This is a genomic window from Gracilibacillus phocaeensis (assembly GCF_900626275.1).
Lineage (GTDB): Bacteria > Bacillota > Bacilli > Bacillales > Amphibacillaceae > Gracilibacillus > Gracilibacillus timonensis.
Genome location: NZ_LR131144.1, coordinates 720,424 through 740,288, shown reverse-complemented (window position 1 = coordinate 740,288; position 19,865 = coordinate 720,424). Strand labels below are relative to the sequence as shown.

The following is a 19,865-nucleotide window of genomic DNA, read 5'->3' as shown; positions in this document are numbered from 1 at the left end:
GTAAACCGGGCAAATTTCGCCCGGTTCTTTATTACTACCCGAAACTAGACAAGAACTGCCGCTTCGTTCAAAGTTAATTTCTTTCCAAATCCTATTATCCTTGATTACTTTCCCATTATATAAAAAAGGTTTACCGCTTTGGATAAGCTGGTAAACCTTTTTGTTTGTAAATAAAGGAAGCAGAACCATACTTCAGATTAAGCTGTGTTTCCCTGTCTTAATGAGAGGAAAGCACATCTCCTCATCAGAATTTAAAGTAGGTATTTAGCATAAAAGGATCAAGCGCACCTCGTGATTGCTTGCCCTTTAAGATAATTGGCGTTGACGATTCCTTTTTTTGGACCAACCTCGAATAGATGGCTTCTCTTCTGTCGGTATATCTGCGTCCTCTGTTTCCTGATAACGCTGATAATTCACATGACGGGCAATGTTATTGAGGATACCCACCGAGAATAATAAGACAACCAAGGAAGTACCACCTGCACTAACAAAAGGCAAAGGTACACCTGTGATGGGAAGCAGACCACTTATTGCTCCCATATTTATCACAGTTTGAATTCCAATCATCGATGAAATCCCAATAGCTATTAACGTGCCAAATGGATCCTTACACTCTTTGGCTATATATAGCCCTCTTAATACAATTACACTTAAACAACCTAGGACAAATAAAACGCCAAACAGGCCTAATTCCTCTGCGATTACCGCCATGATAAAGTCGCTATCCGCTTGGGTAAGATAACCAAGCTTTTGAATTCCTTGGCCAATTCCTTGGCCTGATAGCCCTCCCGTGCCAATCGCTATGTAAGATTGAATCAACTGATATCCAGTAGCGTCTGGATCAGTAAAAGGATGGTAAGCACCTGTAAAACGAGCAATCCTTGTGTCTGTGACCAATTGAATGCCAACCGCCACTAATACAACCACACCAACTAATATCAAAAAGCTAATATGTTTAAATTTAATTCCTGCACTAAAGATAACCGTACAAGCAACAGCAAATATAATCGCCGCAGTTCCTATGTCAGGCTGTTTAATGATTAAGCCAAGCAACACTGCCGTCACCACCAAAGGAGGCAATACAGCCTTGAAAAAGTCTCCAATATATTCTTGTTTTTTTGTATAAACAGCTGCCAAATACAGCACTAACCCTATCTTTACAAACTCGGATGGCTGTATGGAAAAAGGGCCTAAATGTATCCATGCTTGGGAGTTATTTAGATTCACACCAAATAACTCAACGGCAACTAAAGAGAGAAACATAAGCAAGACGATCCACTTCGTCAAATACTGGTAAATGGTATATTTGAAATAACTGGCAAATATAAACAAGCCAATACCTACTACCAGCCACATTAACTGATTAGCCGCTTGTGAATAAGCCGGTTCCCCACGTATAATAACAGAGGTTACCATACTGGCACTATAGATCATCACTACACCAAAACCAGACAACAGCAATGGAGATAACATTAATAGAAAATCGAATGTTTTTGTTTTCTGTTTCTTCATCTTGATTACCTCAAAACATCATAAAATTGTTTTTAATTGATCCAATGTAAAAAGTACAAAAACTTTGCTCGATATGTTAGCAAAGTTTTCTACATCTGCATATTGCGCTCTTGAGAAGCTTCATGCAAAACACTCAGCTGCTGTTCCAAGTTATCCAACAGTGCTTTACCTTCCTCTTCTTCTATCAATTGCAAACGCACAGCAAAGTCGATTTCCCTCGATAAGCCAAACATTTGCGTATCCAATACCTCTTCGTAAAGTGGACACTGAGGCATAGTTAAGTTATCTATCTGGACCTTAATAAGCTGTAAAATTTTATCTGCATCTGCCTTGAGAAGCGCGTAGGCTTGCTTTTCTTTATTTAAAGGCATTTCTGTTATCACGCCAATCCCCTCCGCTACAACTTCTTCTCTTTATTTTATCGTGAACATATGTAAATTGCAAGATAATATCATTCTTGCTGCGAATTCCTTGATGATGAGTAAGATCAGTTCCTATGCAAAATTAGCCTGTATCTGCTATCCTATAACAGAAGATAAATAAGAAGAGGTGAACTTATTGTGATTATCCAAGTAAAAGGTAACGTTACATACCCGATTACGCTGGACCCGAGCGTATGGATTTTTGATGACCGAAAAATCAGGTTAGAAGATGCGTTCCATCATCAGCCCGTAGCAGAGGAAGACGATCAAGCGTTAACCAGCCGTTTGAACAAACCGCCTGTTAATCATAGCATCAAAAAATATAACAAAAAGGAATTATTACATTACTCTTATGTCATGCCGCTTAAACCATTTATGGAGACCGCTGAAATCGATGACACAGCAACAGAAGCAATCATCGAAACAGAAGATGGCAAACATCCAGTGTCACTTGAAACATTGCTGAATTCCTTAATGCTATTCTCAATTGACGGCAGGCAAATCAAAGAAGACGGGCCTGGTCACCTTTATTTCGGTGATGGCAGTAACCGGCAGAACCCAATCAAGGCCATTAAGATTATTCAGATTCAGTAAATAATTTGCGTCCGTTATCTCTGTCTAAACCACATTAGGACCTGTTTCACGATACACATACACATGCTACTTGCTGTCTCAGGTATATTTTTTTGTTTTTATCAGAAAATATACAGAGAAAAGGAGGCGCAATAAGCATGAAGTATATAATAATGACGGTTCTGATCTTTCTTTTATTCGGATGTCAACAAGAGCAACCAGAGCAAAGTACCGCCGAATCACCCAATCAGTTGGGTACCATACAATTAAAGAATGCCGATCCTTCCTTAGATAATGAACTTAAAGGAACGGAAAAGGCGCAGTATCTTGCTAATTTGGCTAGTCAAGTCCCTAATGTCAACGGGGCAACTGCCCTTGTTACAAAACGAGGTTCCCTTGTCAGTATTGATGTAGATAAAGATTTAGACCAATCAAGTATTGGCTCCATTAAATATGCCGTTTTAGAGGCACTGGAGCACGATACTCAAGGAAGCAAGGCGATTATAGTAGCTGATAGCGACTTATACGAACGTATGAAGGGAATCGGTAATAAAATGAAAGAAGGCCATCCAGTGGAAGCGGTTAGTGAAGAATTAGCCAATATAACAAGCCGATGGATGCCCGAGTTTCCAGTAGATGAAAATCGCTCGACACCACCAGATGAGAATAAACAAATCATCGATAATCAAGAGGAACAGAATTTAGATAACATTCAAGAAGACCAGTCTAATCATCATAAATAAGAATAAAAAACCAGGCTGACAAGTAAACTTCTGACAGCCTGGTTTTTATCCACCGTACACATTTTGATTGGTTAACCTCTTTCTGGTTCTTTTCCTTTGAATGAGAACCAGAAAACCAGTAAACAAACGACAAAAATAGCTAAGGCAAACCATGCAAGCCCCTTCGACACCGGGATCACATCTAAGAATCCTAATATAGCAATAATAGGGAAAACAATCATCCCCCGATTACTTTTTGAACCTAGCCTGTCATGCTCTCCCTCTCATCGAGGTCATTCAATCTCTCCTTTTTTAACTTATTGTCTTTTTTCATTATAATAATTAACCCCAAACTGTGATCCTTCTTCAACCATATCGGAGTTCTCAAGGTTGTCAATGCCTGGATCACCAGCCACATCAATTGGAAAGTCATCGTAATTACTTTGTAGATTGGTTTTTATTTTTTTCCATACATCACATAACTTTTCGCGATTGGCTTCGTTTGATAATAAATAGGATACTGCTGCCGCGCTTACTATGCCTGCTATTCCACTGATAATATATCTTTTATTCAAGCTTATCATCCTTTCTGCTAACTATTGTTGTCCTTAATAAAAATATACCCAACTTGCTCTATTTAAAACATCCTTTATCTCCCTGTTCTATCAAGAATGACTCACGTTTTATACGCAAAACATGACATAATCTGCATTCCATTCCAACCCTTTCTCCCCATTGGAAAAATACGCAAATTATCAAATGTCTATGGTTATTCCTCTAGATATGTTACAATTTAATGAATAAATGATTTTTGAATTTGAGGTGGAACGATGAGGGTCAAATGTGTAATATGTGACACCATTGAAAGAATAGATAATGATTGCCCTGAAGCAAAAAAACTGCAGAACCGCTTAATTCATACCTATATGTGTGATACATGCTCCAAGCGAATTGGCGAAAATACCATAAAACGCCATAAAACAGGGCGATTCAAGTTATTTCGCAAGTACGAAGTATATGACCAATACCTTGATTAAAGTAAACGAAAGCGCAAGCAGTGTTATGCAGCTTGCGCTTTTGAGTAAATAATGGATTCGATTAATTTGCTTGCTGTTTTCTTTCTTGGTGCAAACGAAGACGATAAATCCCCATGACGATAGCAATAATAAATAAACTTTCTGCCAAAGGTAAATTCAATCCAAATAATAAAGTTAATATAAATGTTCCTATTACTAATAAAATATAAACAACCAATGATTTCAATGGGGATAATTTTTTAGCAAATCCAAATTTATACGCCAAAATTGCTAAGATTACAACCGTTATGTATAAGAAGAAAAAACCTCTGATTAACATTCCCATCTGTTCAGGGTCCGATACATCAACTTCCCCACCAAGACCTCTCATAAAAAAATCGGCAACCGGCCACAAGTTATTCGGTACTTCTATTATTGTCTGGCTCTCCATATGATACCTCCATACTCAACTCTGAAACAAATCTATTATACGTGATAATAGGGATAAATACAATTTCCTTCTAAAATATGATAGACTCTAATTAGACTTTATCATACTTGAGGTGAGGAAATGAATATCCAACTATCAAAATTGCTCTTGGCACTCTGTGTCATTCTCTCTTTTTCGGCAGCAGGGGTTGCCATTGCTTTTCGCAGTGTTCCTTTTATTCTGCTTGCCTTTCTCTTGGGGTTTGCCTTAATGGGCTTTGGAATTGCACAAAAAAGAAAGCAGTCAGAAAGCTAAGTTGCATACACAGCGACTGCACCGGGGTCATAGGTTGGTGATAATAAATGGTGATACCGCCTAAAATCGCTCCGGCAGTCGCTTCTTAGAAAACAGCTTCTCATGAACGTTTATTTCAAATCAATATAACGCTCTAACAAGTCAGATTGAATTTCCTGATTGGATGTCAAAATCGTATTATTATGCAACATATCAACCGGTTCACCATTCGATTGAATCGTAACTCCACCAACTTCTCTTACCAAAATAAGTCCTGCCGCAAAATCCCATGGGGATAATCGTATGGTGAGATAAGCATCCACAATCCCTTCTGCCACAAAGGCAAACTCTAAAGCTGCTGAACCATAGGATCTCGTACCTCGGCTATCTCGAATTAACTGCTGGATTTTCTTTTCATTTATTCGATCATTTTCACAAGCCAATGAACTGTTCATTGCGATAATACTCGTCTCTATCGATACCTCGTTGCTAAGCTGCTGTAACGGCTCCTCATTACGAAAGGCACCCTCCCCTTTCAAAGCTGTATAGAGGACGTCATCCATCACATTATAGATAAGGGCAATTTCTCCAACACCATCCTGATAGATCCCAATAGATATCGCAAAATTCCTTTTTTGATGTACGAAATTCATGGTTCCATCAATTGGATCAATAATCCAGATTGTCCCTTCTGCATCCGTTACATTATCACCATATCCTTCTTCGCTTACAATGTGATGAGCAGGGAACTCTCTCCTGATTCTCTCAATGAAAAACCTTTCCGTTGATCGATCTATTTCGGTTACTAAATCATTTGGGTTGGATTTGGTATCCACTTGAAAGCTTTCCTGCATCTGCTTACGAATAGTATTACCTGCTTCATATACCCATTTTTTTGCATGATCAAATATACCTTGCCGAATGGTAACATCCATCAGCTTTTCCCCCATTCATTTTTAGCTACCTTCTATTTTAGCAAAAAAATAATTATTTTAAAAATCTGGCAACTCTTCTTTGCATTCAGATAATAATTAATATAAAATAGTAATGATAATAATCAAATAAAAAGGGTGAAATACATGACATTTACAGGATTTACGCAAGAAGACTTTAATACTTTTTATATTGAGGGATTAGATGAAAGAATGGAAGCTATTCAAAAGCGTATTCAGCCCAAATTTCAGGCTATCTATGACGCACTTGCGGACGATATAGATCATATTGCTGGACAAGACATGCATTTACACATTGCCAGGCACGCTCGTAGAACAAAAAATGCACCAAACGATACCTGGTCAGCCTACTGCCATAATAAACGCGGATATAAGAAACATCCGCATTTTCAAGTTGGTTTGTGGGGAGATCATTTATTTATTTGGTTAGCTTATATCTATGAACTACCTCACAAAAGTGAAATTGCCAGTAAGTTTTTAACGGAAATCGATGATATAAAGGAGATACTGCCTGCTGACTTCGCTATTTCGCTTGATCATATGAAAAATGAAGCGACGACGGTAGCAGAAGCCGATTTACAACAATGTCTGGAACGCTTTAAAAAGGTGAAAAAAGCCGAATTTCTCGTTGGTCGAAGAATTGCTGCCGACGATCCATTAGTGACAGATGGCGAGGCCTTGCTTCAAACGATAAAGGAAACCTTACAAACCGTTGCACCGTTGTATCGCTCTTCCTTGGAAAGCTAAACGATAAACACTACCACTGGACAAGCTAACGATAAGATGATATGAAGTATCCCATTTTTCTATGTAGTGAATTTGCCTGTTTTTATGCTAGGCAAACCGCTCCAGGAATATGCTGTAGCAGTTATCATAACTGTCACATTCGTTCAAAATAATGGTAAGGATGCTTCAAATAATCACCTTACCAGCAGTCTGACCAGATTTTATTTACGACATTTTTATCGTATCATGGTTGTCTAAATCTTTCGCTTTTTTAAGCACGCGGTAAGCCAGATATCCAGACTGTCGCTCGAATTGACGATCTAATTGTTTCTCTTCACTTTTGGAAGGAACAATTTCTTTATAACGTCGGTATGCCGCAATCAAATCTTGTTTGGGGATTCCCTTTTCATAGGCCTTTTCAATTAACGAAAAATAGTTGACCACATCAATGATTTCTGCTGTTGACCAAGATGAATCAATTGGATAACTGTAATTCAAACCTATCACTCCTTTTACTTTTATCATTGTAACATGGCAGCATTTCAATACAAAAGAAGAACCCTAAGGCATATTCTGACTATGCTTAGGGTTTTTCTTTTTATAAGATCAAGCCGTATATAATCATTGGCATAATAGGAGATGGAACGATTTGACCTTGAGCTCCATATCTATTTTGAGTGGTCAGTAAAAGATCTGGTTACCCAGTTTTTCTTAAGATAAGAAAGTATAGAATTCTGAGTATGATAGGACGTGGACCGATTTTGATCTTGAACGAATGGTGGTACCGATAAGATGGATGATGTAAAGTATCTAGTTCCATTATTCCATGTAGTAAAGTTGATTGTTTGTCAATGCTAGGAAACGCTCCGAAAATAGGTTCCGCTTCGATGCATAGGACATGCAAGTGCAGGCGTTACGACAGGAGGTCGTGATCTTAGCCTGCGAACCTCCATGTCTTGGCTCAGCCTCCTCGTCAGCAAAGATCGCTTCCTGCGGGGTCTTCACACTGCGCTTTTCTCGCAGGAGTCTCCACCTATTTCCTACGCTAGGTAGTAGTACTACAATCAAATGACTGCGAAGATGAAGTGTTCCAGACACTATATTTCTGTCAATAAGCAAACCGCATAACCTTTTTCTGAGAACGGCTTGATCCTACGTTATGATTTTATATTTGTACCACATGATCCATTACGTAGACGAAGAATCAGCTGACGATTTTCTCCTTTTGGCTCAACAGTGTCTAGGTACCTAGAACGCTTTCTCCTTGCAGTGATAACCATTGTTGTACGCCAATCTAGCGGAGGGAATAGGTGGAGACTCCTATGGGACCAGGACGAGCTGAAGATCCACTAAAAAGTGCTCTTCTTTTTAGTTAGCTGAAGCCGGCCCCATGGAAAGCGGAACCTATTCCCGCAGTGCTTGCTTCGCACAGATAAAACGATCAAACTCACCACTAAGGAAAGTGGGCTACTTAACATCATCCATCTTATCGGCAGTTCAGTGGCTACTTTTAGTTATTCGTAAAGAACCGGGCGAATTTTGCCCGGTTTTACTTACTCTGGAATTTCAATAGTGTTAGGATCCGCTATCTCATACCCTTGTTCCCTCAAACCTTCTACAATATCTGCTAATGCAGCAGCCGTCCATTCACGATCATGCATAAGTAAAATGGCGCCTGGTTTTAATAAGGAATAGTCGATATCAATTTCAGGTGCCTCTCCTGAAATCATTGCTTCTCTAATCTTATCCTCATCCATATACGGCTCAAAATAATCGTAGCCATAGGTCCAATTCATCAACAGCATACCCTCATCCTTAACGACTTGTTTGGCATAATCCGTATTGTCACCATGTGGCGCTCGAAAGAATTCTGGGCGTTCTCCAATGACTTCTTCAATTTTTTCATCTAATTCCATGATTTCTTGTTTTTGAGTTTCTTCATCTGCCACCGATAATTGCTGGTGGTTATAGGTGTGATTCCCGATTGCAAAACCCATGTCGTGTATCTCTCTTAATGCTTCTTGATCTTCTTCAGACTCAATAAAATGACCATTTACATAAAAAATAGCGGGTGCATCAAGCTCTTTTAAAGTTTTTGCCATTTCTAATCCATTTTCGTCTGGCACATCGTCTATTGTAAGTAAAACGACTTTTTCATTAGTGCCGTCTTCTATGGGTGTAAGGCTCCAAGTAGATGTATCCAGTTCGTATTGTTTTTCTGCCTCTGGATCTCCGACTTGATCCGTTTGATTGTCCGTTTCTTCTGAGCTTTGATCATCTGTGTTATCTGTTTTTTCATCTGTTTCATTGGCTCCATCTGTTTCATCACCTGTTTGATCAGGATCCTCTTCACTGTTGTCTCCTTCACTTTCTGTTGCATCTTCTGTAGTATCTTCGGCATCTTCATTCGATTGAGTATTTCCATCTGCATCTTCACTATTACAAGCCGCTAGCAAAAGCATGCTGCAGGCAAGTATGAATACTATGTATTTCTTTATCACATTTTTCCTCCTAACCAATATTTTTCACAATAACGTGTATCTTCATTTCTTTGCTATTCTTGAAATGGAAACCTTACAAACATTTACAAGGCGATAAATATGATATTCCCTTTCTATTTATCCTTAAACAAAGATCGACAACATTTCTTAAGAAAAACGAAGTAGAACATTTTTCTCTCTGCCATCATGAGCATGCTTGTTTTCTCTATTCTTGAACACTGCGATAAAAAGAAGCCTGCACTAGCAGGCTTCTTCCTTATTTAACAATATGAATTGGTGTTCCAATTGCAACTTCTGCTGCTTCCATAGTAATTTCACCAAGTGATGGGTGAGCATGAATGGTTAAGGCAAGATCTTCTGCCGTCATTCCTGCTTCGATAGCAAGCCCAATCTCTGCAATCATATCACTGGCATTCGGTCCTGCAATTTGCGCCCCAATTAATAGTCCGTCTTCTTTACGTGTGACAAGCTTCAAGAATCCGTCACTTTCGTTAAGGGACAAGGCACGGCCATTTGCTGCAAATGGAAATTTGGATGCCTTCGCTTCATAGCCCGCTTCCTTAGCACCAGCTTCGGTAAAGCCTACCGTTGCCAATTCAGGATCGGAGAACACAACTGCTGGAATACCGTTGTAATCAATCACGGATTTTTCACCAGCAATGGCTTCTGCCGCAATCTTACCTTCATAAGATGCCTTGTGAGCTAGCGGAGGTCCTGCAACAATATCACCAATTGCATAGATATTATCTACGTTTGTACGGCATTGTTCATCAATTTTGATTAATCCCTTGTCATCCATTTCAATACCAACTTGCTCTAACCCAAGCTCCTCGGTATTAGGTTTACGTCCTACCGTTACTAATACGTAATCTGCTTCAACAGTCTCTTCCTTACCGTCTACTTCATAGGTAACCTTGACCCCATCATCTGTTTCTTCTACACCTTGAGCCATTGCTTTCGTGACGATGGTTGTTCCTTTCGCCTTCAATTTCTTCTTAACAATGGAACTCATTTGACTTTCAAAGCCATTGAGAATATCATCTAGACCTTCTAAGATGGTTACTTCTGTACCGAAATTAGCATATGCTGTACCCAATTCAGTACCGACATATCCGCCACCGATGACAATCAATTTCTCTGGAATTTCTTTCAAATTTAATGCACCGGTCGAGTCAATGACACGGTCAGAATATTTGAAAGTTGGTAATTCAATGGGATGAGAACCTGTTGCAATGATACAGTCTTTAAAGGTATAAGTTTGCGAATTCTTCTCATCCATTACCTTTACCGTATTTTTATCAACAAAGTATACTTCACCACTAACAATATCTACTTTATTTCCTTTCAACAATCCTTCGACTCCACCGGTTAATTTCTTAACCACAGAACCTTTCCACTCTTGAACTTTAGAAAAGTCAACAGAAACATTTTCTGTCGTAATACCTAAGTCATCATCACCTTGCGCATGGGCATAACGATGACCAGCTTCGATTAAGGCTTTGGATGGGATACAGCCTACGTTAAGGCAAACCCCACCAACAGTACCTTTATCAACAATAGTAACTTTTTGGCCTGTTTGCGCTGCGCGAATTGCCGCAACGTATCCACCTGGTCCTGCTCCAACAACTAGAGTATCTAATTCAACTGGAAAATCTCCAACTACCATCTTTTACCCCTCCATCATAATTAATTGTGGGTCTTCTAATAGGCGTTTCACTTGATTCATCGCATGTTGTGCGGTAGCGCCATCCACAATTCTGTGATCAAAGCTTAATGATAATGCTAGTACAGGTGCAACCACAATTTCGCCGTCACGAACGACTGGTTTCTCCGCAATACGACCAATACCTAAAATCGCAGCTTCTGGATAATTAATCACCGGAGTGAACCATTGTCCACCTGCAGATCCGATATTACTGATCGTACTAGAAGCACCTTTCATTTCGTTTGGAGCTAGTTTGCCATCCCGTGCTTTTACCGCTAATTCATTGATTTCTTGAGAAATTTCAAAAATTGATTTCTTATCCGCATTTTTCACAACAGGTACTAGCAAGCCTTTTTCCGTATCGGCTGCAATACCAATGTTATAGTAATGTTTTTGAATAATTTCATCCGTGTCGTCATCCACAGAAGCATTCAAGATTGGATACTCTTTCAACGCTGAAACTAACGATTTTACTACATAAGGAAGATAGGTTAATTTAATTTCCTTATCTGCAGCAATCGGTTTGAATTTTTTACGATGAGCGACAAGTTCTGTCACATCTACCTCATCATGCAAGGTAACATGTGGTGCTTTATGTTTAGAATTCACCATTGCATTCGCAATTGCTTTTCTAATACCACTCATTTTTTCTCGTGTTTCAGGGAACTCACCTTCAGGCGCTGCAGCCCCACTTGCATCCTGAGTCTGCGTTTGTTCTGGCTGTGCATCTGCCGAAGAAGCTTCCGTTGCCTGATCTCCGCTTAAGAAAGAATCAATATCTTCTTTCATAATGCGTCCATTTTTACCACTGCCTGTAACTTCGCTAATGTTGACGTCATTATCACGTGCATATTTACGAACAGAAGGCATTGCGATCACACGCTCATTGGAAGACTTAGCTGGTTTTTCTTCTTTCTTATCGGAAGAAGTATCCTTTTCTTGCTCTTGCGTTTCCTGCTTGTCTTCTTCTTGTTCGTCTTCAGCAGATTCTGAAGAGCCTTCCCCTTCATAACCTTCTGCATCAATAGACACAATGACTTCTCCCACTGTGGCAACTGATCCTTCATCAAAATGAACATCTTTTACCGTTCCGTCAACAGGGGAAGGAATCTCGACCACAGCTTTATCATTCTGCACTTCGCAAAGCACATCATCTTCTTTGATTTCTTCACCAGCTTTTACAAACCATTTTACTATTTCGCCTTCATGGATACCCTCGCCAATATCGGGCAATTTAAATTCAAAAGCCATCCATATGACCTCCTACCTTAGATTTTATCTTTTAGAAATGAACTACTTGATTTACTTTTTCGATAATGTCGTTGTAGTTTGGCAGCCAAACTTCTTCTGCTTGAGTAAATGCGTATACCGTATCTGGCGCCGCTACAGTCAAGATTGGTGCTTCTAAGTGTAAGATGGCTCTTTCTTGTACATTTGATACAATATAAGATGCCATACCTGCTTGACGCTGTGCCTCTTGAACCATCACCATCCGATTTGTCTTTTCAACAGATTGTACAATGGTGTCAAAGTCAACCGGCATAACCGTACGCAAGTCGATTACTTCTGCGTCCACGCCATCTTTTTCAAGTTCTTCCGCTGCTTTCAAAGCAGATTGTACCATGGCACCGTAAGCGACTAAGGTTACATCATTTCCTTCTCGTACGACATTTGCCTTTCCAAGCTCGATCGTATACTCTTCGTCTGGCACCTCTTCACGGAAGGAACGGTATAATTTCATATGTTCGAGAAATACCACTGGATCATTATCTCTAATCGATTGAATCAATAATCCCTTGGCATCGTATGGACCAGATGGAATAACCACTTTCATTCCTGGCTGTTGTGCAATTAAACCTTCTAAAGAGTCGGCATGTAATTCTGGGGTGTGTACACCACCACCAAATGGTGAACGAATCGTTATCGGATTATTACGAGTGTTACCCGAACGATAACGTAGGCGAGCCATTTGACCGTTGATCGCATCCATCGCCTCAAAAACAAAACCAAAGAATTGAATTTCAGGAACAGGACGATAGCCTTGTGTTGCTAAACCGATGGAAAGCCCTGCAATACCAGATTCAGCTAGCGGTGTATCAAACACACGCTCTTCCCCAAATTCATCTTGTAGACCTTCTGTGGCGCGGAACACACCGCCATTTTGGCCAACGTCTTCCCCGAATACTAAGACATTTTCATCATTTTTCAATTCTACACGCATTGCTTCAGTGATTGCTTGGATCATTGTCATTTGAGCCATGATTTACTTCGACTCCTTTTCTTTATATTCTTCCATTTGTTCTTGAAGGTGTGCTGGAAGTTCCTCATACATATTACTAATCAAATCTGTCACTTTTTGTTTTGGCTGTTCATCCGTTTTCTTAATAGCTTCTTTTATTTCTTTTTTTGCTTTTTCGATTACTTCATTTTCTTCTTCTTCTGACCAAAGACCTTTGTCTTCTAAGTATTTACGGAAACGAACGATTGGATCTTTCTTTTCCCATTCACTATCCATATCTTCTGTGCGGTAACGAGTTGGATCATCACCAGCCATTGTATGAGGGCCATAACGATAAGTTAATGTTTCAATTAAAGTAGGACCTTCACCATTTACGGCACGCTCTCTCGCTTCCTTCGTTGCAGCATATACGGCAAGTACATCCATACCATCTACTTGAATACCTTCAATACCTGCTGCTACTGCCTTTTGAGCTAGTGTTCGAGCAACAGTTTGTTTTTCAACTGGTACGGAGATAGCAAAATGGTTATTTTGCACCACAAAAATAGCAGGAGCACCATATGCACCAGCAAAGTTAATTCCTTCATAGAAATCACCTTGAGATGTACCTCCATCACCTGTATATGTGATGGCTACTGATTTACTTCCACGTTTTTTCATACCAAGTGCCACACCAGCAGCTTGTACATACTGGGCACCAATTATAATTTGAGGACTGAATGCATTAACATCTTCTGGCATTTGATTCCCATGATAATGCCCACGAGAGAATAAAAATGCTTGATATAAAGGAAGACCATGCCAAATTAATTGTGGAACGTCACGATAACCTGGTAAGATAAAATCTTCTTTTTCTAAAGCAAATTGTGTCCCTAATTGTGACGCCTCTTGCCCAGCAGTTGGTGCATAAAAGCCCAAGCGCCCTTGACGATTTAATGCGATGGAACGCTGATCAAGGATTCTCGTATACACCATTCGATACATTATTTCTTTTAACTCTTCATCTGAAAGTTCAGGCATTGCCTCTTCATTTACGACCTTACCCTCTTCATCCAAGATTTGAAACGTTTGATACTGTTCTTCGATATTTTCTAAAGCACGTTTCACAAGAATTCACCTCTTCCTTCCTTATAACAAAAATTTAATGAATCAAATTTAGCTTCCCCAAAAAATTAGAAAATCTGTACCAAAAGTTTTTATTACTGTTATACCTTTATCACAAAAAATTAAACATTCTATGTAAGCTAGAAGCTGTTACATAAAAATATAATAAAATTATTGGTACAATTATTACTCTTATATAGTTTAGCTTATCAATGTACATTGGTCAAACACTTTGCAATAAATTTTTTTAACATTATTATTGCGAAAGCGAAGTTCCAATAATGATTAAAAGCGTTTTCTTAAAATCTGTTTCATTATATTTTTTGCACTGTACTATTTTGAATAACAACAGAAAAAACTGGCAAACTCCACTTGTTCCTTTAGTACTATATACGTTGAACGTATAAATGTAACAAAAACGTGTGACAAGCAAGTCTTTGCTTGCATCGTTTCCTGCTAGTACCTCATTTGATCCATTCGCGTAAATGGATCAAGAGCACCTATCCGATCCATGAGGCATGATTTCATTCCACTTATATCATTAAAAGAACATGCTGACTACCGATAAGGCGATTCGTTCCAGTTCAACATCATTTCAAGTCCTATTATACCAAGGGTTATTTACTTTATTTGCTTATAAAAGAAGGCATAAGTGTTTGGTCGAAACACCCATGCCTTTCCTGTCTATTCAAAGCTAATATTTAAATCTGTTGCTTCATAAAAAGTTTGTTTTTGGTCATTGTAAGCATCCGTTAGCTCATTGAATTGTTCATTCAAGCTAATGATCTCATCATACGATTGATTCACTTGATCAATTTGTTCTTTTAATTCATCTTCTGTTAACTCTTCTTCCATCATCATTTCATATAATGCGGTATCTTGATCTAAAGCAGCAGCGTAAGCCTCATTTAATTGCTCGTATGTATTATATCTTTCATCCATCGTTTGTATCATCTCTTCCGCAGGCTCTTTAGGACCTTCTTCTAATTCACCTACTTCATCTTTTACATTAGAAAATTCTTCTTTCGCTTCATCCATACTATCTTTTTCTGTACTCAACAGATCTCTTCTCTCGTCAATAGTCGATAATGCTTCTTCTGACAAAGACTGAATCTGATCCATTTCTTCTGAAGACAATTCTATAATTTGGTTATATAGCTCTTGTTCTTCATTTTCTAACTGTGTAAAAGTATCTTGCTGTTCTGCAAAGGGCTGCTCTAATTCAACGGTTTTCTCTAAGTGGTCATACATATTATTAGCGACCGATTGACCACTGCACCCCACCAAAAATAGCATCAATAATATACCGCCATAAACCACGTTCTTCATAAGTCTCCATATCCTCCTATAGTAATAACATATGCCATTTCCTCATTTAACCTTTTTAATTATAACACAGCACCCTCTATCTGTTAAAGCATTAGCTGAATTTACCGAGAAATTCTATATTTTTGAAAGTTTTTTCGTTATAATATATGATGGTGATACAGTGAAACTTACCTTCAGCAAGGGTCTTCTCACCCCCTTATTGGATAGCATAACCTATTAGTTATTCCCCGCTTAAACTTTATTAGATGGGTGCTTGTGGGTACTAGAAGCAAAATAAATTGGCATGACCCTGCAAATTGATTTCCCAACTGGATGGTTAGAATTGCGATAAATGAGAGGTGAATAGCAAAATGATTACGATGAAAGATATCCTACGAGAGGGCGATCCCATATTAAACCAGGTAGCTGAGGCTGTGGAATTGCCGCCAACTGAAGAAGAAAAAAATACCTTAGCTGAGATGCTGCAATTTTTGAAGAACAGTCAAGACGAGGAGCTTGCCAATGCCTATCAATTACGTGCTGGTGTTGGCCTGGCCGCTCCGCAAATTGGTATTTCCAAACGAATGATTGCGGTGCACTTTCAGGATTTTGAGGAAACACAATATAGCTATGGATTGTTCAATCCCAAAATTGTGAGCCATTCTGTGGCGTTATCTTATTTAGCAGGTGGTGAAGGCTGTCTATCTGTGGACCGCGAAGTACCCGGATACGTGCCACGTTATCAACGCATTACGGTAAAAGCAACAGATTTGAATGGTGAGGAATTGAAATTAAAACTGAAAGGTTATGCTGCCGTTGTTTTTCAGCATGAAATTGATCATTTAAATGGTGTCATGTTCTATGATCGAATAAATAGTGAGGCTCCCTTTACTGTACCTGAGAACTCCAAAGCCATCGAATAGATACAAAGAAGCTGATCAGCCATGCTGACCAGCTTCTTTGTTCTAAGACAAGAAATTATAAAATTCTTGGCATCCTAGGATTTGCAATAATTTTGACCTTGTACAATATAGAAAGGCCAATCCGTTAGATGATGTAACACATCCGATTTTTGCATGAACCAATCGGGGTTTTTTATGGTTTTCTTATTTTCTTAATCAATTAATCCCAATTGCCGCATTGCTCTGCTAAGGCCATTATTCTCGACATTTTCTGTAATAAGATCAGCAACTTTCTTCACTTCTGGCATGGCATTTCCCATGGCGACCCCTGTATGAACGCTTTCTATCATCTCAATATCATTCAAACCATCACCGAAGGCATATGTATTTTCCCATTTTATACCTAGTATCTTCACGAATTCTTTGATCCCATGGGCCTTAGAACCATTGCCTGGTAATACATCACAGGAAAACTCGTGCCACCTTACAAAGCGAAGTTGATCAAATTTATCTTCATATGCACCTTGCTCCGATTTTTCATTAAATAGCAGCACTTGAAAAATATCATGTTTCTTATAATAATCTTCATCGATTAGCGGGTGTTTTAATTTTAAACTATTCATACCTTTTTCTATAAAAGAACTTTCACTAACGTTGGATCGCATATCATGGTCACTCTGATAAACCAATGGATGATCGTTTTCCATGCTAAATGTCGTCAATGCTTGTACAACCGAAGAATCAATCGGATTACGATAAATAATCTCGTTATTATGTACAACATGTTGTCCGTTAAAGGTAACATGTGATGAAATTTGTAATTCTTTTAAGATATCTTGAATCATAAATGGTGCCCTTCCCGTTGCGATGGAGACAATAACACCATTATTATGCAGCTGTTCAACAGCCTTGCGTGTTGCTTGGGGAATTTGTTTGCGATGATCCAGAATCGTGTCATCAATGTCAAGAAATACTATTTTTTGTTCCAACTGCCTCATCCTCTATTCAATTTATATTTCTTCGTCATTATACCATGAATCATAGGAATAAGTATATTTATCAAAGCCAACACTATAAACACACAAAAAAAATCAAGATGAAACGGGAGCACAGATAAGCCAGCAAAATCACCTATTACAACGACCACCTCTTTTCCTGGTTCTATCGCCAAGCACTTGGTCAATTTTTGATCATACCAATAGGCATTTCGTTCATTTCTTTGCCCCATTTCTCTACCTAAATAAATAATTAATTGAAGAATTTTTGCTTTTTTGTTTCAAATTTATTGGATTCATACTATACTATAAGTAATAGGGATTGGATCGGTTCGTTGAATACTTGCATTTCTTTCTATTTACATACCATTATAGAAAGGAGTTGGCAGTACAATGTTAAAACGTTTAAAAGAGAAATTAAAACGTCGCATGCGTGAAGCGTTACGGAGAAAACGTGTACCAACTACAATAAATCGTTCTAGTGAATACTACAACCAATCGGAACATCGTAAAATCGGATAACAAATACGGAATAAATATTAATCAAAAGGAGAGATAACATGATTTTCAAAGTACTATATCAAGAAAATGCGGCAGAAATTCCTGTACGAGAACATACCAAAAGTAAATATATCGAAGCAGAATCTGAACGCAAAGTACGTGAAATTTTAAAAGATCAACAAATTAACATTGAGTTCATCCAACGCTTAGAAGGGGCACATCTAGCTTATGAACAACAATCTCCTCACTTTCAAGTGGAGAATGCATAGCAGATGAAGTTTGTAAAGAATGATCAAACAGCTATTTTTGCGCTAGGTGGCTTAGGAGAAATCGGCAAAAACACGTATGGTGTTCAATTTCAAGATGAAATTATCTTGATTGATGCCGGTATTAAATTCCCTGAGGATGAATTATTAGGGATTGATTATGTCATTCCTGATTACACCTATTTAGTGCAAAATCAAGATAAGATTAAAGGGTTATTTATCACCCACGGTCATGAAGACCATATTGGTGGTGTCCCTTATCTACTACGTGAAATTAATGTGCCTATTTATGCTGGTAAATTAGCAATTGGACTTATTCGAAATAAATTGGATGAGCATGGATTGTTAAGAAATGCCAAACTTTATCCTTTTCAAGAAGAAGATGTTATTAAATTTAGAAAGACCTCTGTGTCCTTTTTCCGAACGACACATAGTATTCCCGATTCTTACGGTATTGTAGTAAAAACACCTCCAGGTAATATCGTCCATACAGGTGACTTCAAGTTTGACTTCACCCCTGTTGGAGAACCTGCTAATCTGGCCAAAATGGCAGAGATTGGCAAGGAAGGTGTACTCTGTCTGTTATCAGATAGTACAAACAGTGAAGTCCCTGGCTTTACTTTATCCGAACGCGTAGTTGGCGACAGTATTAATGATATTTTCTCTAGAGTGGATGGCAGACTTATATTTGCGACGTTTGCGTCTAATATCCATCGTTTGCAGCAAGTGGTCGAAGCTGCGGTGAAAAATAATCGGAAAGTAGCCGTATTCGGCCGAAGTATGGAAAGTTCCATTAAAATTGGTCAAGAATTAGGTTATATTCGCGCACCTAAGAATACCTTTATTGACGCGCATCAAATCAATCAGATCCCTGCTGATGAAATAACGATCCTTTGTACCGGTTCGCAAGGAGAACCGATGGCAGCCTTATCAAGAATTGCCAATGGAACACACCGTCAGATTCAGATTATTCCTGGCGACACTGTTGTATTTTCCTCTTCGCCAATCCCTGGAAATACATTAAGTGTCAGTCGCATTATAAACCAGTTATATCGAGCAGGTGCCGAAGTTATTCATGGACCACTTAACGATATCCATACTTCTGGACACGGTGGGCAACAAGAACAAAAATTAATGTTACGCTTGATTCAACCTAAATTCTTTATGCCGATTCATGGGGAATACCGCATGTTGAAGGAACATACCAAACTTGCGGACAGCTGTGGCATCTCCCCTAAGGATTGTTTTATTATGGACAATGGAGAAGTATTGGCTTTAAGCAAGGATAGTGGTCAAATAGCTGGAAAAATCCCTTCAGGTGCCATTTACGTGGACGGAAGTGGCATTGGTGATATTGGTAATATTGTATTGCGTGATCGCCGCATCCTATCTGAAGAAGGATTAGTTATTGTTGTTGTAAGTATTAATATGAAAGAATTTAAAATTGCTTCTGGTCCAGACATTATTTCTCGTGGTTTTGTATACATGAGAGAGTCCGAGGACCTTATTAATGAGGCACAAAAACTTGTCTCTAAGCATTTAAATAAAGTAATGGAGCGTCGTACAACCCAATGGTCTGAAATAAAGAATGAAATCACGGACACGATTGCACCATTCTTACACGATAAAACGAAACGTCGACCAATGATTTTACCTATTATTATGGAAGTGTAAAGACAGAAAAGCAGGCTGATAA

Annotated in this window: 22 protein-coding genes; 9 read left to right on the top strand and 13 right to left on the bottom strand. The window is 38.7% G+C overall.

Going from position 1 to position 19,865, the window contains the following annotated elements; all coding sequences use genetic code 11:
* Positions 1–306: 306 nt before the first annotated feature.
* Entirely contained in the window at positions 307–1,512 is a 1,206-nt protein-coding gene (locus E0E32_RS11290) for an FtsW/RodA/SpoVE family cell cycle protein (protein WP_066192800.1), read from the bottom strand.
* Positions 1,513–1,601: 89 nt separating this feature from the next.
* Positions 1,602–1,883: an Fpa/YlaN family protein gene (locus E0E32_RS11285; RefSeq protein WP_392388610.1), complete on the bottom strand. Its 282-nt coding sequence runs from the start codon at positions 1,881–1,883 to the stop codon at positions 1,602–1,604.
* Positions 1,884–2,072: 189 nt separating this feature from the next.
* Between E0E32_RS11285 and E0E32_RS11280 the strand changes: the two genes are divergently transcribed.
* Together E0E32_RS11280 and E0E32_RS11275 are read left to right on the top strand one after the other, a co-directional pair.
* Entirely contained in the window at positions 2,073–2,528 is a 456-nt protein-coding gene (locus tag E0E32_RS11280) for a hypothetical protein (RefSeq protein WP_066192797.1), read from the top strand.
* A 137-nt stretch (positions 2,529–2,665) separates the two neighbouring features.
* On the top strand, positions 2,666–3,250 hold the full coding sequence (locus E0E32_RS11275) for a YhcN/YlaJ family sporulation lipoprotein (protein WP_066192795.1): 585 nt from the start codon (positions 2,666–2,668) through the stop codon (positions 3,248–3,250).
* Positions 3,251–3,546: 296 nt separating this feature from the next.
* Here the strand turns inward: E0E32_RS11275 and E0E32_RS11270 are convergent, their stop codons facing one another.
* Positions 3,547–3,804 (bottom strand): YbyB family protein, encoded by a 258-nt coding sequence (locus E0E32_RS11270; protein WP_066192793.1) that lies wholly within the window; start codon positions 3,802–3,804, stop codon positions 3,547–3,549.
* Positions 3,805–4,059: 255 nt separating this feature from the next.
* Here E0E32_RS11270 and E0E32_RS11265 point away from each other — a divergent pair, with 255 nt between their 5' ends.
* The gene (locus tag E0E32_RS11265) at positions 4,060–4,266 is read left to right on the top strand and encodes a YlaI family protein (RefSeq protein ID WP_078060108.1); all 207 of its coding nucleotides are present in this window, start codon (positions 4,060–4,062) and stop codon (positions 4,264–4,266) included.
* 61 nt (positions 4,267–4,327) lie between these two features.
* On the opposite strand, the gene E0E32_RS11260 is transcribed toward E0E32_RS11265, so the two are convergent.
* Positions 4,328–4,696 (bottom strand): YlaH-like family protein, encoded by a 369-nt coding sequence (locus E0E32_RS11260; protein WP_066192791.1) that lies wholly within the window; start codon positions 4,694–4,696, stop codon positions 4,328–4,330.
* Positions 4,697–4,816: 120 nt separating this feature from the next.
* On the opposite strand from E0E32_RS11260, the gene E0E32_RS22250 reads away from it, so the two are divergent.
* Positions 4,817–4,990: a DUF5325 family protein gene (locus tag E0E32_RS22250; RefSeq protein ID WP_161485714.1), complete on the top strand. Its 174-nt coding sequence runs from the start codon at positions 4,817–4,819 to the stop codon at positions 4,988–4,990.
* A 110-nt stretch (positions 4,991–5,100) separates the two neighbouring features.
* Here E0E32_RS22250 and E0E32_RS11255 read toward each other — a convergent pair whose 3' ends face one another.
* A complete protein-coding gene (locus E0E32_RS11255) occupies positions 5,101–5,904 on the bottom strand; it encodes an inositol monophosphatase family protein (RefSeq protein WP_130859797.1) in 804 nt (267 codons plus the stop codon).
* A gap of 144 nt (positions 5,905–6,048) precedes the next feature.
* Between E0E32_RS11255 and E0E32_RS11250 the strand changes: the two genes are divergently transcribed.
* The gene (locus tag E0E32_RS11250) at positions 6,049–6,669 is read left to right on the top strand and encodes a DUF1054 domain-containing protein (RefSeq protein ID WP_066192786.1); all 621 of its coding nucleotides are present in this window, start codon (positions 6,049–6,051) and stop codon (positions 6,667–6,669) included.
* A 204-nt stretch (positions 6,670–6,873) separates the two neighbouring features.
* Here the strand turns inward: E0E32_RS11250 and E0E32_RS11245 are convergent, their stop codons facing one another.
* From E0E32_RS11245 to E0E32_RS11215, 7 genes are all read right to left on the bottom strand, one after another.
* Positions 6,874–7,146, bottom strand: coding sequence for a UPF0223 family protein (locus E0E32_RS11245; protein ID WP_066192783.1), 273 nt, complete (start codon positions 7,144–7,146; stop codon positions 6,874–6,876).
* A gap of 1,055 nt (positions 7,147–8,201) precedes the next feature.
* On the bottom strand, positions 8,202–9,149 hold the full coding sequence (locus E0E32_RS11240) for a polysaccharide deacetylase family protein (protein ID WP_235817534.1): 948 nt from the start codon (positions 9,147–9,149) through the stop codon (positions 8,202–8,204).
* Between the two features lie 256 nt (positions 9,150–9,405).
* Positions 9,406–10,815 carry a dihydrolipoyl dehydrogenase gene (lpdA, locus tag E0E32_RS11235; protein WP_066192781.1) on the bottom strand — a complete coding sequence of 470 codons (1,410 nt, stop codon included), beginning with the start codon at positions 10,813–10,815 and terminating at the stop codon, positions 9,406–9,408.
* Between the two features lie 3 nt (positions 10,816–10,818).
* Positions 10,819–12,105: a dihydrolipoamide acetyltransferase family protein gene (locus E0E32_RS11230; protein WP_066192779.1), complete on the bottom strand. Its 1,287-nt coding sequence runs from the start codon at positions 12,103–12,105 to the stop codon at positions 10,819–10,821.
* Positions 12,106–12,136: 31 nt separating this feature from the next.
* A complete protein-coding gene (locus tag E0E32_RS11225; protein ID WP_066192777.1) occupies positions 12,137–13,114 on the bottom strand; it encodes an alpha-ketoacid dehydrogenase subunit beta in 978 nt (325 codons plus the stop codon).
* Positions 13,115–13,117: 3 nt separating this feature from the next.
* Positions 13,118–14,200: a pyruvate dehydrogenase (acetyl-transferring) E1 component subunit alpha gene (pdhA, locus tag E0E32_RS11220; RefSeq protein WP_130859796.1), complete on the bottom strand. Its 1,083-nt coding sequence runs from the start codon at positions 14,198–14,200 to the stop codon at positions 13,118–13,120.
* A gap of 681 nt (positions 14,201–14,881) precedes the next feature.
* Positions 14,882–15,526, bottom strand: coding sequence for a YkyA family protein (locus E0E32_RS11215; RefSeq protein WP_066192773.1), 645 nt, complete (start codon positions 15,524–15,526; stop codon positions 14,882–14,884).
* Between the two features lie 350 nt (positions 15,527–15,876).
* Here E0E32_RS11215 and def point away from each other — a divergent pair, with 350 nt between their 5' ends.
* A complete protein-coding gene (gene def / locus E0E32_RS11210; protein ID WP_130859795.1) occupies positions 15,877–16,428 on the top strand; it encodes a peptide deformylase in 552 nt (183 codons plus the stop codon).
* A 191-nt stretch (positions 16,429–16,619) separates the two neighbouring features.
* On the opposite strand, the gene E0E32_RS11205 is transcribed toward def, so the two are convergent.
* Positions 16,620–17,405, bottom strand: coding sequence for a Cof-type HAD-IIB family hydrolase (locus E0E32_RS11205; RefSeq protein WP_434059210.1), 786 nt, complete (start codon positions 17,403–17,405; stop codon positions 16,620–16,622).
* A 390-nt stretch (positions 17,406–17,795) separates the two neighbouring features.
* On the opposite strand from E0E32_RS11205, the gene E0E32_RS22630 reads away from it, so the two are divergent.
* The 3 genes from E0E32_RS22630 to rnjA are packed head-to-tail and all read left to right on the top strand — an operon-like array spanning position 17,796 to position 19,843.
* Positions 17,796–17,924, top strand: a complete 129-nt coding sequence (locus E0E32_RS22630) for a hypothetical protein (protein WP_262361317.1) — start codon at positions 17,796–17,798, stop codon at positions 17,922–17,924.
* A gap of 38 nt (positions 17,925–17,962) precedes the next feature.
* On the top strand, positions 17,963–18,172 hold the full coding sequence (locus E0E32_RS11200; RefSeq protein ID WP_066192767.1) for a DNA-dependent RNA polymerase subunit epsilon: 210 nt from the start codon (positions 17,963–17,965) through the stop codon (positions 18,170–18,172).
* A 3-nt stretch (positions 18,173–18,175) separates the two neighbouring features.
* Positions 18,176–19,843 carry a ribonuclease J1 gene (gene rnjA / locus E0E32_RS11195; protein ID WP_066192765.1) on the top strand — a complete coding sequence of 556 codons (1,668 nt, stop codon included), beginning with the start codon at positions 18,176–18,178 and terminating at the stop codon, positions 19,841–19,843.
* The last annotated feature ends 22 nt before the right edge of the window (positions 19,844–19,865 follow it).

Bases quoted from the DNA above. Each gene is read 5' to 3' on its own strand.
- E0E32_RS11275 (WP_066192795.1), top strand. From the start codon at position 2,666: ATGAAGTATATAATAATGACGGTTCTGATCTTTCTTTTATTCGGATGT.
- E0E32_RS11290 (WP_066192800.1), bottom strand. From the start codon at position 1,512: ATGAAGAAACAGAAAACAAAAACATTCGATTTTCTATTAATGTTATCT.
- E0E32_RS11215 (WP_066192773.1), bottom strand. From the start codon at position 15,526: ATGAAGAACGTGGTTTATGGCGGTATATTATTGATGCTATTTTTGGTG.
- E0E32_RS11230 (WP_066192779.1), bottom strand. From the start codon at position 12,105: ATGGCTTTTGAATTTAAATTGCCCGATATTGGCGAGGGTATCCATGAA.
- E0E32_RS11265 (WP_078060108.1), top strand. From the start codon at position 4,060: ATGAGGGTCAAATGTGTAATATGTGACACCATTGAAAGAATAGATAAT.
- rnjA (WP_066192765.1), top strand. From the start codon at position 18,176: ATGAAGTTTGTAAAGAATGATCAAACAGCTATTTTTGCGCTAGGTGGC.
- def (WP_130859795.1), top strand. From the start codon at position 15,877: ATGATTACGATGAAAGATATCCTACGAGAGGGCGATCCCATATTAAAC.
- lpdA (WP_066192781.1), bottom strand. From the start codon at position 10,815: ATGGTAGTTGGAGATTTTCCAGTTGAATTAGATACTCTAGTTGTTGGA.
- E0E32_RS11205 (WP_434059210.1), bottom strand. From the start codon at position 17,405: ATGAGGCAGTTGGAACAAAAAATAGTATTTCTTGACATTGATGACACG.
- E0E32_RS11285 (WP_392388610.1), bottom strand. From the start codon at position 1,883: ATGCCTTTAAATAAAGAAAAGCAAGCCTACGCGCTTCTCAAGGCAGAT.
- E0E32_RS22630 (WP_262361317.1), top strand. From the start codon at position 17,796: ATGTTAAAACGTTTAAAAGAGAAATTAAAACGTCGCATGCGTGAAGCG.
- E0E32_RS11255 (WP_130859797.1), bottom strand. From the start codon at position 5,904: ATGGATGTTACCATTCGGCAAGGTATATTTGATCATGCAAAAAAATGG.
- E0E32_RS11200 (WP_066192767.1), top strand. From the start codon at position 17,963: ATGATTTTCAAAGTACTATATCAAGAAAATGCGGCAGAAATTCCTGTA.
- E0E32_RS11250 (WP_066192786.1), top strand. From the start codon at position 6,049: ATGACATTTACAGGATTTACGCAAGAAGACTTTAATACTTTTTATATT.
- E0E32_RS11260 (WP_066192791.1), bottom strand. From the start codon at position 4,696: ATGGAGAGCCAGACAATAATAGAAGTACCGAATAACTTGTGGCCGGTT.
- E0E32_RS11225 (WP_066192777.1), bottom strand. From the start codon at position 13,114: ATGGCTCAAATGACAATGATCCAAGCAATCACTGAAGCAATGCGTGTA.
- E0E32_RS22250 (WP_161485714.1), top strand. From the start codon at position 4,817: ATGAATATCCAACTATCAAAATTGCTCTTGGCACTCTGTGTCATTCTC.